Below are 12,973 nucleotides of genomic sequence, written 5' to 3'. Positions count from 1 at the left end.
CTTTCCAGGTCATCAAACGCATGCAGTCAGCGCTGGGTAACAAGTATCCGTTGCGGAGCATTTCCTGATCGTGTTCGTGTCGAAAGGGCGGTTGTGATGAGTTTTCTTTCTGCTATTACCGGTGGGCGTTGGGGGCAGAAAACTTTCGATATTCAGTCTCCGGATGTTGCGACGCCCTTGGAGAAGTTGCCGGCACTCGCGGTGGATATGGAAACTACCGGCATTAAACCCGCACGGGATGCAATGCTGTCGATTGGCTGGGTGCCACTGAACGGGCGCAGCATTGATCTTGCGGGCGCCGGCTACGTGGTTGTCGCGGGCACCGAGGTAGGCGAGTCGGCTACCATTCATGGGTTGACCGATGATGAGGTCGCCACCGGTGTTTCCCCGCAGGAAGCGATCGCGCAGCTGCTGGATGCGCTGCAGGGGCGTGTGCTGCTGGCACATTTCGCCGCGTTAGAAACGGGCTTTATGAACAAACATTGCCGCGAATTATACGACGGTGCGATTCCTGATCTGAGCGTCGTCGATACCTTTACGCTGGAGCGGCGGCACATGGAACGGATGGCGACCTATCCGCGTGGCGAAGATTTGCGGCTTCCGCGGGTGCGTGAACGCTATAATCTCCCACGCTATACCAGCCATAACGCGCTTAGCGATGCCCTGGCCTGCGCTGAGGCATACTTGGCGATTACCGAAGTCAGTAGCGTACATACGCTCAAAGACATCAAGGAATAGTCCCGGTTGGCAGTTGCGGTGCGCATCGCAGCTGCGAATCATGTGCGGGCCTGTCTGCGGACAGCTCTTAGACAGATCTGTACAGTAGGGATCATGCGTTTTGGACGAATTGCTCACCCAGAGGGTATGGCTTTCGTTGTCATTGACGGCGACGACGAGCTGGTAGCCCGTGAAATTTCCTCAACTCCGTTTACTGAGCCTGAATTTACTGGCAAGGAATGGAAGCTTGACGACGTGAAACTGTTGGCACCCATGCTGCCTTCGAAGATTGTGGCACTTGGCCGCAATTATGCCGACCACGTCGCAGAAGTCTTCAAAGAATCAGCGGATTCGTTGCCGCCGACGCTGTTCTTAAAGCCTCCGACAGCGATCATTGGCCCCGGCGCGCCCATTAAGATTCCAGACTTCGCCACCCGGGTGGAATTCGAAGGCGAATTAGCGTTGGTGATCTCGCGTCCGTGTAAGAACCTGAAGGCTGAACAGTGGAAAGACGTCACCTTGGGCTTTACCATCATTAATGACGTTTCCTCGCGTGACCTGCAGTTCTCTGATGGGCAATGGGCACGTGCGAAAGGCATCGATACCTTCGCACCGCTGGGCCCGTGGATTGAGACTGATGTCGATAAATTTGATTTGTCGGACCATCCAATTAAGGCCTATCTGACTCACGATGGTGAGACCAACATTAAGCAGGATTCTTCGACTGGCCAGATGATCAACACGGTTGGGCAGATCCTGGAAAAGATCACTGCGTCGATGACGTTGCTGCCAGGCGATGTTGTCTGCACTGGTTCCCCGGCCGGTACCGAAGAAATGGTGCCGGGAGATTTCATTGAAATCGAGATCCCAGGGTTGGGCAAGCTCGGCAACCCGGTAGAACGCGCTTAGCAAAAAGGCTTATTCACCTGATTCAGGTCGGCCCCCATGCATTGACATTGCCTGGGGGCTTAGCGTTACCACGAATTACAGTCTTAGCTGCACGGATTAGAGACCTAGCGAGCGCAAAATAGTTTGTAGCTTGGCGGAGGTTTCTGCCAGCTCTTGTTCTGGATCAGAATCGGCAACAATGCCGCCACCAGCCCATGTGCGGCCCTGGCGGCCCCAAATTTCTGCGCAGCGGATTGCGACCAAATATTCTCCGTCCCCGGTGTTATCGCACCAGCCGACAGCGCCGGCGTAGAACCCACGAGCTGATTCCGCGGTATGGATTAGATGATCCGCCGCAGCTGTGGGGGTGCCGCAGATGGCGGGGGTGGGGTGAATGCGTGCTGCCAGATCCAGCGCGCTCAGTTGTGGTTGCTTGAGCTGACCGCTGATCGGGGTAGCCAAGTGCCACATTTCATTCGTTTTAATCAGCTGTGGTTTCGCTGGAATGCTCAGCTGCTCGCACAATGGCGAGAGTGCCGCGCGCAAATGCTCGACGACGAATGCATGCTCGTGCAGATCTTTCGCGGAATTGTGCAGGTGAAAACGTGCATTTTCGTCTTCTACCGGATCCGCAGAGCGCGCCGCCGAACCCGCCAGCGGCAATGCACTAACTGTTGAGCCTTGCCGCTTCACAAGCACCTCGGGAGAAGACCCAACCAGCATGTGCCCCTCGCGGCCAGCAGGCGACAGGTCGGCGATAAAACCGTCGCGGTGCGCGGAGTTATCAATCAGACGGGCGGCGACTAAGCGCGGGTCAACGTCGTCAAGAAATTCAATGTCCACCGCACGGGCGAGCACGACTTTTTCCAAGCGTGACGAGATAATCGTGTCGATGGCGGCTTCGACGCGACGTAGGTGTTCTTCTGGTTCTGGGTCTACCGCACTGATGCGGGCACGCAACGAACCCTGCCGATAATAGGCGGGTGGTTCCAAAGGGCCGTCTTCGCGGATGATTGACTCCGGTACCGTGAGCGCTGCGTTGTCATTCGGATTAAAGGGCAACGCGCCGACGATCATCTCGTGTTTGCCGTCGGCAAGCGCCTGCACAGCGGCGTCGATATCGGTATAGGTGTCCACACAACCTTGGGTACGCACGGATCCGTGTGCTCGAGAGAGCAAAAAATCCGGTGCGGTGGAAGGGCGGGACGATTGCATAAGAGTTGATAATACCGCCCGTGCACTGTGCGCTGACAACTGGGCTACCATGGCTGCTATGAGTGATGTACGTGTACGATTTTGTCCTTCGCCCACCGGAACCCCGCACGTCGGATTGGTGCGCACGGCGCTGTTTAACTGGGCTTATGCCCGGCACACCGGCGGCAAGCTAATTTTCCGCATCGAAGATACCGATGCGAAACGTGACTCGGAAGAGTCCTACCAGGCCATTATCGACGGTCTGGACTGGCTCGGTCTGGGCTGGGATGAAGGCATCAATGTGGGTGGCCCGCACGAGCCTTATCGGCAATCGCAGCGGAAAGAGATCTATGCGGACGTGTTGAACAAGCTGATCGAGGCTGGTGAGGTTTATCCGGCGTATTCGACGGCCGAAGAAGTTGAACAGCGTCACCGCGATGCTGGCCGGGACCCGAAGCTTGGCTATGACAACTTTGACCGCGACCTCAGCGAAGACCAGATCGCCGCTTTTGAGGCGGAAGGTCGCAAGCCAGTCTGGCGTTTGCGTATGCCTGAGCAAGATTGGGCCTGGACCGACTTGGTGCGCGGCGAGGTGGAATTTAAAGCCTCGACGCAACCGGATTTCGTCGTCGCGCGCTCGAACGGTGATCCGCTGTACACCCTGGTCAACCCTGTTGATGATGCGTTGATGGGCATTACCCACGTTCTGCGCGGTGAAGATTTGCTGTCGTCGACCCCACGTCAGCTGGCCTTGTACGGCGCATTGCAGCGTATTGGCGTGGCTGAGACAACCCCAGAATTTGGTCACTTGCCGTTCGTGATGGGCGAGGGCAACAAGAAGCTGTCGAAGCGCGACCCGCAGTCGGACCTGTTTAATCACCGCAGTAACGGCATCATCCCTGAAGGCATGCTGAACTACCTGGCATTGCTGGGATGGTCGCTTTCGAGCGACCAGGATATTTTCAGTGTCGACGAGCTGATCGCGGCTTTCGATGTTAAAGATGTGTTGGGGAATCCGGCGCGGTTTGATCAGAAGAAGTTGGAGGCCATTAACGCCGACCAGATTCGTCGTCTAGATACCGAAGAGTTCACCAAGCGCTTGCGTGCGTTTTTGACTGAATTCACGGACTTTCCGGCTGATTATCCGGAGGAGAAGTTCGCGACTGCTGCCGACTTGGTGCAAACCCGCATCAAGGTGCTTTCCGACGCCTATGGCCTGTTGAGTTTCTTGGTCACCGCCGATGATGATCTGGTGCTGGATGAGAAGTCTGCGCGCAAGAACCTGAAGGAAGAAGCCATCCAGCCTCTGGATGAGGCGATTGCTGCGCTCGAAGGCGTCGATGAATGGTCTACGGCGAAGCTGGAGGAAGTATTGTCTAAGGCGCTCATTGAGGATCTGGGGCTGAAGCCGCGCAAGGCATACGGTTCGCTGCGGGTCGCAATTTCGGGCGCTGCGGTTTCGCCACCGTTGTTCGAATCCATGGAACTGTTGGGCCGTGAATCTACCTTGGCTCGGTTGCGTTCTGCGCGCGCACAAACCCCGTGGGAAGCACAAGCTGAATAACCTATAACCCCTCTAAATTGTCGCAAAAATTAGCGTTGCGCTGCTGATTTGGTGAAATATTATAGTGATGGTTATAGTAAATAACCGTTGCACAGAGCGACACGGAAAAGATAATTAAAGATACTAACGATGGCTTTGATCTTTTCGAAGCGATGGTTGTTCGATTTCTTTTCTGTAGTTTTTGCGACAATGGCCTATGGTGTAATTGGCAACACAGCGGTTTCTGGTACCGTCGTTCTAGGTTCGAGTCCTGGTAGGCCAGCAGTGATACTGTTGTTGTAGTTTCACTAGTTCTAGCCCCGTTCGTCTAGAGGCCTAGGACGCCGGCCTCTCACGCCGGTAACACGGGTTCGAATCCCGTACGGGGTACAATTCGGCGCAGGATGATCTGGAAACAGATCGCCTGCGTTTTTTGCTATGTGCGTCGAGCCTGTTTATGTTGGGTAGTCTTCATGAAGAAGTCATGGCTCGACTAAATGGCTCGAGCAATGAGTCTGAAAAATTAAGTCTAAAAATAAGGAAGCAACCAATGAGTCTGAAGCGGACATGGAAACAGTTTGAGAGCATGGTGAATGAGATCAGCCGGGCGCGGCGCTGGGGAGAACTCAGCCCGCAGGCAAAACGACTATTTCTTGGCGTCGGGGCCTATCTAGCGTGTGAAAAAGCATTCACTTGGCATCACGTCTATCACACCCCGGAGAAGCGATTGCGGGGCAACCGGAAGGCTTGGTTTGCAGCCACCGGGTTGGTTGATTTCTTTGGCCCACTGGCGTTTTTCATCTGGGGACGCAAACCGAAAAAATAGTATGGGTGCCGACCTGGGTACTGTCCTGGGTACGGCCCTGGGTACGGCCGTGAAACAGCTGCTGCTAAATTAGCGATATAACTATGTGACTTGTTGGAAGACCGTTAAAGGAATTGTATGAAAATCCGTAAAGTCTTTGCTGCTGCAGCAGCTGCACTCGTGGGAATCACCGGCGTGGTGGCGAATGCGCCGGTTGCCGAAGCTCAGCAGCGTAACGTGGTCTTGTTCGGTGATTCTTTGCTGGCAAACCCTCCCCACGGTTTTGTTGACTTCGTGAACCCTGGATTCACCACCGGTGTCACCAAGACTGACTACAGCAGCTGCCCGAAGGGGATCGATCGCGTCGGTGTAGAGCTGGAACGCCGTCACGGCGCACATGTATCGGATTTCTCATGCTCTGGCGCCGCCACTTTCGGCAAGGTTAACAATCACAGCCCACTGGCTATGCAGGTAGATCAGGCGTTGCATTCCCAGCGTTTGAACCCACAGACGACGAATGTGCACTTGCAAATTGGGCTGAATGATAACTTCAAGGGCTTCGGTATTTACGCCCACCAGAAACAGGCCTACCGCGATTATGTTGGCCACCAGATTGACCGCATCCGCCAGGCTGCGCCTCATGCCCGTATCCAAATCTTGGGTTATCCGGAAATGACGGGTGGGCGCGACTTTGTCTGCCCAGTCCACTTCAACCAAGTGCAGTTGAACTTCCCGTTCGCGCCTTTGGGTAATTCTTTGCGCGCGGTCGCCGATTGGCAGCGGACCGTCGCTGCCGATAAAAACGTTGAATATTTTGACCTCGCAGCTGCTACCTATGGTCACGGTCAATGCGCGGCCAAGGAGCATCGTTGGGTTTCCGGGTTCTTGGATAATCAGTCAGACCCATACAACATGACCTTCCACTACACCCACGAAGGTAACCGCCACATCGCCGATATCATTGCACGCACCTGGTAATTACCTACGGTCGCACGGTCCACTTTTCACTAAGTTTACGCAGGCGGCTGGCTTGCGCATGGGTTTGCTGAAAACCTTTCGACCAAGAAAGTTAAAGCCCGATGCTGTCACTTCCCGGAGCCATTGGAGTGGGCGCGATAGTGCCTGTACAGACCGCAGTTAACACACGGCTGCGCGCTGACGTGCGCGATCCCGTCGTTACTGCTCTGTACTCGTTTTTGGTTGGCACTGGCGTGTGGGTCCCGGTTGCATGGTTGTTAACCGGTCGGCCGTTGCCGGAACTTTCTTTGCTTGTCGACGCACCACTGTGGCTATTTCTTGGCGGCCCGTTTGGGGTGGCGTTTATCGTTGGCAACATCTTGCTGTTTCCGCAGATTGGTAGCGTGCACACCGTCATCATGCCAATCGTCGGGCAAATGTTGATGGGGCTGCTCGTCGATCATTTTGGTTTGTTTGGCTATGACGTCTTGCCCGTTTCGCCACTTCGCGTGTTGGGCGCATTGATTGTTTTAGCCTCGACGGCGATTGTGCTTGATATTGGGCGTGGTCGACTCTGGGAGGGGAATGCACAAGGTATCGCAGCGGTTGCGTGGCGCGGATTTGGCATTGCCATCGGCATGGGTTCGGCAACCCAAACAGCCGTCAACGGGCGTCTGGGCGCTGTTATCGAATCGCCTGTTCACGCGGGACTAATCTCCCTGATGATCGGCGTAGCCGTCCTTTTCCTTCTCAGCATCTCTTTGCCTGGGCGTTCTCGGGTTTTTCGACCGATTCCTCGGGGGCCTTGGTGGAAATGGCTCGGTGGTGTCCTCGGCGCCTTCTTCGTCGTCGGTGGCGCACTATTTGCACCAATCTTGGGTACTGGGTTGATGGTGATTGCCGCGCTGTCGGGAACCATCACGGCCGGTCAGCTGTTGGAATCACGCGGTTGGATCGGTGCCCCAAAACGCCCGCTGACTGTTCGTAGATTCAGCGGGCTGGTAGGGATCTTCCTCGGGGTGGTACTGGTGCGCTTGGTTTAGGCTCTTGCCGTCAACCGTGAAGCGCTGAGAGCATACTGGATTTTTCGTGTTCTGATGGTGATCCAGTTTTTGTGTATCCTCGGTTAGCACAATTGATCCTTATGGATTGATCAATGATAGATGATTCGTCTATACGCACCCGAGTAATCGGAGGAAGTAGTAACAAATGTCCATTCCATATCGCGTACAAAACCCGGCCACCAACGAGGTCGTAGAATCATTTGATACGGCGACAGACCAGGAAATCCAGGATGTTTTGAGCAAGGCTCATGAGACATTCCAGACTTGGCGAAACACCAGTTTCGCCGAGCGCGCCAAGATTGTTAACAAGGCTGCGGATTTGCTGCGTGAGCGTAAAACCGAGCTAGCAAAGATCGCTGCAGAAGAAATGGGTAAGCAGATCCCAGAGCTGGAAGGCGAGGTTGAGTTCTCCGCTAATATTCTGGCGTTTTACGCGGATCGTGCAGAAGAATACTCCGCTGATATGCCCATTGAGGTTCCTGGCGGTAAGGCAGTGATGCGTCGTTTGCCACTCGGTGTTCTGCTGGGCATCATGCCGTGGAACTACCCTTACTACCAGGTTGCCCGCTTTGCTGGCCCGAACTTGATGAACGGCAACGGCATTATTTTGAAGCACGCCGAGATCTGCCCAAAGTCGTCGGCAGTTTTCGAGGAGATCTTCCTCGAGGCTGGTCTACCAGAAGGCGTTTTCAACAACGTTTATGCTAATCACGACCAGATCTCCACGATCATCGCTGATAAGCGCATTCAGGGTGTGTCCCTGACTGGTTCCGAGCGCGCAGGTGCCGCGGTCGCTGCACAGGCAGGTAAAGCACTGAAGAAGTGCGTGCTTGAGTTGGGTGGTACTGACCCATACATCGTGCTGGATACGAATGATGTCAAGGACGCAGCAAAGGTCGCTTGGGAAAAGCGCATTGACAACACTGGTCAGGCGTGCACCTCGAACAAGCGCATCATCGTCATGGACGATATTTACGACGAGTTCGTTGACGAGATGGTGCGTATCGCAGAATCCTACAAGCCTGGCGATCCACTCAACCCGAACGAGGGCGAGTTCTACCCACTGTCTTCCCGCGATGCTGCGGAGAAGCTTAACGACCAGGTACAGCGCGCGGTGCAAGAAGGTGCCAAGCTGCACACCGGTGGTGAGCTACACGAAACCGCCGCTTACTACAGCCCAGCTGTGTTGACCGACGTACCGGTTGGTTCCGAGTCCTACTACGACGAATTCTTCGGCCCAGTTGCTGAGATCTACTCCGTGAGCTCGGAAGAAGAAGCCATCGAGCTGGCTAACAACTCGAACTACGGCTTGGGCGGCGCAGTCTTCTCGGAAGACAAAGAACGTGCCAAGAAGGTTGCCGACAAGATCGAGTCCGGCATGATCCACGTCAACCTGCCACAGGCCATGACGCCAGTGCTGCCATTCGGTGGCGTGAAGAACTCCGGCTTCGGTCGTGAGCTTTCCGTGCTCGCACTTGATGAGTTCGTGAACAAGCAGTCCTTCTACGTCAACGACTAAGAAGCGACTGACAAAAATGACTGACCAATAAGCTCGGTTGCTCTCACCCGTGGTCCGTGTATTCGGCCCGCGGGTGTTAGTTTTTTATCTCGTCGTAAGCCGCTAAAGCTTGGCGACGGGATTCCTTCAGATCCACCATTGGCTGCGGATACATCGGAGTCGCAAACTCTGGAACCCAGTGTTGGATATAACGGTAATCGGGGTCGAAACGCTTGGCCTGAGTATCAGGGTTGAAAATCCGGAAATACGGTGCAGCGTCATCGCCGCAGCCAGCCGCCCACTGCCAATTGAAAGGATTCGATGCTGGGTCAGCATCGACCAGGGTGTCCCAGAACCACGCTTCACCGTGGCGCCAGTGTATGCCGAGGTTTTTCGTCAAAAAACTGGCTACCACCATGCGCACCCGGTTGTGCATGGTGCCAGTTGCCCACAATTCGCGCATCCCGGCATCAACCACCGCAATCCCGGTTTTCCCGGCACGCCACGCCGAAAACACTCTTCGAAAATCGTCGGCTGGAAGACTTTCTGTTGCTTTCGCCCAACGTGGATCCCGGCGCGTGGTAGCTATGCGTTGCGCTTCTGTCTCATCCCAGTGCCAATCGAATTGATCGAACTGTTCCCGCACGTTGCGCCGGTGCAGCTCCGGCAAATGATAGAGACGGTGCCACGCAAAATCGCGCCACAATAATTCACTCAGGAATGCAGAGGCGTCCTCACCAGCAATGCGCCCTATATCACTGGCTTCGGTGACCATTGCCCACAGGCGGTGGATGCTAATCTCGCCGAAACGTAAATACGGCGATAGTCGGGAAATTGCCTGCTTATCTAAACGGTCACGATCAGCAGCATAGTGTGGTGCTTGTTTCCGCGCAGCCGCAGCTAACTGGTCCAGAAACTCTTCGGCGACCTTCCAGGCCGTGTTTTCTCCGGGCAGCCAATGCTGTGCAAGCGTCTGTGTCCAGTCGGGCTCGTTCCAGTCAGGCAGCGGGGGTGAGGCGGGAAAATCTATTCCGGGGCCTGCGAGCCCAATTGGACCTAGCTCATCATGGCTTGTCGACGAAGGGGCTTGATCATCGACATTGTTGAGGTAGCTGGCAACATTATCTTCTGCGATAGTGTGGGCGGTTTTCGCAAACGGGGTGTAGACCTTGTACTGTTTTCCCTGCTGCGTTAGTACTTCCCAGGGTTCGGTTAATAAATGCCCGGCAAAGCTTTGCGCTGTTACGCCGCGCTCATGCAGCGCCTGTTTAATTTCTGCATCCAGCTCGCGCAACGGCTTGTGATAGCGTCGCGACCACCCCACTGCGGATACTCCAAATTCCTCAACGATTGCGGGAATGATCTCGCGCGGATCGCCTGAGTGATATAGCAGCGGAACCCCGTGGGCGGCGAGGCTGTTCTTAAGCCGGTGTATGCTTCGTTGCCACCACCACCGTGCCGCTGCTCCCAGTCCCCGGGCACGGGTTGTTTCTGGATCTTCTTCGATGACAACGGCAATCACAGGGCCTTGCTGTGCAATCCAATCGAGCGCGGCGTTATCGCGCAGCCGTAAATCGTCACGAAACCACATCAATGCTGGTTGCGGGGTGCTCATTGTAATTGGCACGCGTATATCACCAGATTTCTTTTGTGTTATCTGCAGTAATGTTGGTTGCTAGCTGCCGCGCCTAGATCAATGGCCTGTATTAACGCAGCACGACGGGTGCGGCATTGCCGCCTGGTGCCCAAAACGTGTGAACGGGAGCCAAAGGAAAGGCGCATAAGCTTATCTTAAGCCGTGCAGAAACTCAGAAACCGCCGAAACTAAAAAATACCAGAACTATAGTTGCGCACTGAGGTCTTGTGCTGCCTGCTGCACAATCTCTGAATAGCACGCTGCCGGGCTGGGTTGCATGCGCTCGATCGGGCCTGAGATAGACAAGGCAGCGACGACCGAGGTGCTTGCATCGAACACTGGGGCAGAAATGCTTGCCAGCCCTGGTTCGCGTTCACCGATGGATTCCGACCAGCCGCGTTCGGCGGCCTCGGTGACGTCGGCAAGCGAATAGGAGGCGGTGGCAAGGATTCGGTCGCGCTCATCAGGAGAGACGTCGGCAAGCAACACTCGAGCAGCGGAGCCAGAACTCAATGTCAGCTGTGAGCCCACCGGCACCACGTTGTGCAGGCCAGACGGCGGCTCGCAAGCGGCGATGCAGACGCGCACGTCGCCGCGACGCTGGTAAAGCTGCACGGATTCGCCAGTAGCGTTCATTAGTGATTCCATATATGGAGTGGCGGTGCGCACCAGTTTGTCTTGTGAGCCGGGAAGTTCCGGTCCTGCGCCCCAGCGGCCGTCGACGCGGCGTGCGAGGATCTGATGCATCTCCAATGCGCTGGCGATACGGTGCGCGGTGGCGCGTGGTATGCCGGTGGTGTCGCACAGTTCGGAGAGGTTCATTGGGGTGCTCGCGGTGGCCTTCATGATCGCGATCACACGATCGAGCACTTTAATTCCCGAGATTTCGCTATACCGTCCCATACCGTGATACTATCTTCCTAACATGTGGGATAACAAGTGAGGTGGAAACCATGACAGAAAAACTCACTCTCGCCGAAAAAGTATGGCGTGATCACGTCGTCGTCAAGGGAGAAGACGGCAAACCAGACCTGATCTATATCGATTTTCAGCTGCTGCACGAAGTGACCAGTCCGCAAGCCTTCGACGGCCTGCGCATGCATGGACGCAGTATGCGCCACCCGGAGCTACACCTCGCGACTGAAGACCACAACGTTCCCACCGAAGGCATTACGCGCGGCAACCTTTTGGAAATTAAAGAGTTGACCTCACGCACGCAGGTTGGCACGCTGCGTAAAAATTGCGAAGAATTTGGCATCCGACTGCACTCGATGGGCGATAAGCAGCAGGGGATTGTCCACACCGTCGGTCCGCAGCTGGGTATTACCCAACCAGGCATGACTATCGTATGCGGTGACTCGCATACCTCCACCCATGGGGCTTTCGGTTCGATCGCGATGGGCATTGGTACCTCTGAGGTGGAACACGTGATGGCAACACAAACGCTGTCACTGAAGCCTTTCAAAACCATGGCCATTGAAGTCAGCGGTGAGCTGCAGCCGGGCGTGACCGCGAAAGATCTGATTTTGGCGATCATCGCGAAGATTGGCACTGGCGGCGGTCAAGGGCACATTATTGAATACCGTGGCGAGGCCATCGAAAAGTTGTCGATGGAAGCCCGTATGACCATCTGCAATATGTCCATCGAAGCTGGCGCACGTGCCGGAATGGTCGCTCCCGATCAAAAGACCTTTGATTACGTGCGTGGGCGTGAATTCGCTCCAGAAAACTTCGACGAGGCAGTCGAATACTGGAAAACCTTGCCGACGGATGAAGGTGCAGAATTCGATACTGTCGTTGAGATTGACGGTTCCGCACTACGCCCGTTCGTCACTTGGGGGACCAACCCCGGTCAAGGTCTGCCACTGGACTCCGTCGTACCGGATCCGGAAAACTGTACCGATGACAGTGATAAGGCAGCGACAGAAAAAGCTTTGGCGTACATGGATCTGCAGCCGGGCACCCCGTTGCGTGATATCAAGATCGATACCGTGTTCTTAGGTTCGTGCACCAATGCGCGCATCGAAGATCTGCGCGCGGCCGCTGAAGTAGTGCGTGGGCACAAACTCGCTGCCGATACCCGCATGATGGTGGTGCCATCGTCGGCGTGGGTGAAACAACAGGCTGAAGAAGAAGGTTTGGACAAGATTTTCATCGACTTCGGTGCGGAATGGCGCACCGCAGGTTGCTCGATGTGCTTGGGAATGAACCCCGACCAGCTGCGTCCGGGCGAACGCTCTGCTTCGACGTCGAACCGAAACTTTGAAGGCCGCCAAGGGCCCGGCGGCCGCACACACTTGGTCTCCCCAGCAGTTGCGGCAGCAACCGCGATCAAAGGAACCTTAGCCAGCCCCGCGGATCTGTAACGGCTGACAAGCCGATTAGACCTCACAGCGGATCAGGAATAACAAGGAGCATCCCATGGAAAAATTCACTACGCACACCGGCACCGGAGTGCCTCTGCCGTATTCCAATGTCGATACTGACCAGATCATCCCGGCTGTCTACCTCAAGCGTGTCTCGCGCACCGGCTTCGAAGACGGTTTGTTCGCCAACTGGCGCAAAAATGATGATTTCGTGCTCAACCGCGAAGAATTCCGCGACGGCTCCGTGCTGTTCGTCGGCCCGGATTTCGGCACGGGTTCTTCACGTGAGCACGCGGTGTGGGCGT

At 55.5% G+C, this 12,973-nt stretch carries 11 protein-coding genes, 2 tRNA genes and 1 pseudogene; 11 read left to right on the top strand and 3 right to left on the bottom strand.

The annotated features are described in order from the left end of the window. Positions 1–96: 96 nt before the first annotated feature. On the top strand, positions 97–738 hold the full coding sequence (locus RCH87_RS07030) for an exonuclease domain-containing protein (protein ID WP_306516007.1): 642 nt from the start codon (positions 97–99) through the stop codon (positions 736–738). A 93-nt stretch (positions 739–831) separates the two neighbouring features. Further along, a complete protein-coding gene (locus RCH87_RS07025; RefSeq protein ID WP_306516006.1) occupies positions 832–1,626 on the top strand; it encodes a fumarylacetoacetate hydrolase family protein in 795 nt (264 codons plus the stop codon). 96 nt (positions 1,627–1,722) lie between these two features. Here the strand turns inward: RCH87_RS07025 and RCH87_RS07020 are convergent, their stop codons facing one another. Beyond that, a complete protein-coding gene (locus RCH87_RS07020; protein WP_306516005.1) occupies positions 1,723–2,820 on the bottom strand; it encodes an isochorismate synthase MenF in 1,098 nt (365 codons plus the stop codon). A gap of 49 nt (positions 2,821–2,869) precedes the next feature. Here RCH87_RS07020 and gltX point away from each other — a divergent pair, with 49 nt between their 5' ends. The 7 genes from gltX (at position 2,870) to RCH87_RS06985 (ending at position 8,687) form a co-directional block, all read left to right on the top strand. After that, positions 2,870–4,363 (top strand): glutamate--tRNA ligase, encoded by a 1,494-nt coding sequence (gltX, locus tag RCH87_RS07015; protein ID WP_306516004.1) that lies wholly within the window; start codon positions 2,870–2,872, stop codon positions 4,361–4,363. A gap of 190 nt (positions 4,364–4,553) precedes the next feature. Beyond that, positions 4,554–4,625, top strand: a tRNA-Gln gene (locus RCH87_RS07010). A gap of 34 nt (positions 4,626–4,659) precedes the next feature. Next, positions 4,660–4,732, top strand: a tRNA-Glu gene (locus RCH87_RS07005). Between the two features lie 160 nt (positions 4,733–4,892). Beyond that, the gene (locus RCH87_RS07000) at positions 4,893–5,168 is read left to right on the top strand and encodes a hypothetical protein (RefSeq protein WP_306516003.1); all 276 of its coding nucleotides are present in this window, start codon (positions 4,893–4,895) and stop codon (positions 5,166–5,168) included. Positions 5,169–5,285: 117 nt separating this feature from the next. Continuing rightward, positions 5,286–6,125 (top strand): GDSL-type esterase/lipase family protein, encoded by an 840-nt coding sequence (locus RCH87_RS06995; RefSeq protein ID WP_306516002.1) that lies wholly within the window; start codon positions 5,286–5,288, stop codon positions 6,123–6,125. 101 nt (positions 6,126–6,226) lie between these two features. Continuing rightward, a complete protein-coding gene (locus RCH87_RS06990) occupies positions 6,227–7,147 on the top strand; it encodes a DMT family transporter (protein WP_306516001.1) in 921 nt (306 codons plus the stop codon). Between the two features lie 166 nt (positions 7,148–7,313). Next, a complete protein-coding gene (locus tag RCH87_RS06985; protein ID WP_306516000.1) occupies positions 7,314–8,687 on the top strand; it encodes an NAD-dependent succinate-semialdehyde dehydrogenase in 1,374 nt (457 codons plus the stop codon). A 76-nt stretch (positions 8,688–8,763) separates the two neighbouring features. Here the strand turns inward: RCH87_RS06985 and RCH87_RS06980 are convergent, their stop codons facing one another. Together RCH87_RS06980 and RCH87_RS06975 are read right to left on the bottom strand one after the other, a co-directional pair. Beyond that, on the bottom strand, positions 8,764–10,281 hold the full coding sequence (locus tag RCH87_RS06980; protein WP_306515999.1) for a deoxyribodipyrimidine photo-lyase: 1,518 nt from the start codon (positions 10,279–10,281) through the stop codon (positions 8,764–8,766). A gap of 225 nt (positions 10,282–10,506) precedes the next feature. Next, positions 10,507–11,205 (bottom strand): IclR family transcriptional regulator, encoded by a 699-nt coding sequence (locus RCH87_RS06975; protein ID WP_306515998.1) that lies wholly within the window; start codon positions 11,203–11,205, stop codon positions 10,507–10,509. A 29-nt stretch (positions 11,206–11,234) separates the two neighbouring features. Between RCH87_RS06975 and leuC the strand changes: the two genes are divergently transcribed. Both leuC and RCH87_RS06965 read left to right on the top strand, forming a co-directional pair. Next, the gene (gene leuC / locus RCH87_RS06970; protein WP_306516011.1) at positions 11,235–12,668 is read left to right on the top strand and encodes a 3-isopropylmalate dehydratase large subunit; all 1,434 of its coding nucleotides are present in this window, start codon (positions 11,235–11,237) and stop codon (positions 12,666–12,668) included. 55 nt (positions 12,669–12,723) lie between these two features. Beyond that, positions 12,724–12,973 (top strand): annotated as a pseudogene (locus RCH87_RS06965) (3-isopropylmalate dehydratase small subunit); the annotation flags it as partial.

The organism is Corynebacterium sp., from assembly GCF_030826625.1.
Classification (GTDB): domain Bacteria; phylum Actinomycetota; class Actinomycetes; order Mycobacteriales; family Mycobacteriaceae; genus Corynebacterium.
Note: the sequence above shows the minus strand (reverse complement) of the source record. Positions and strands in the feature narration are given on the sequence as shown.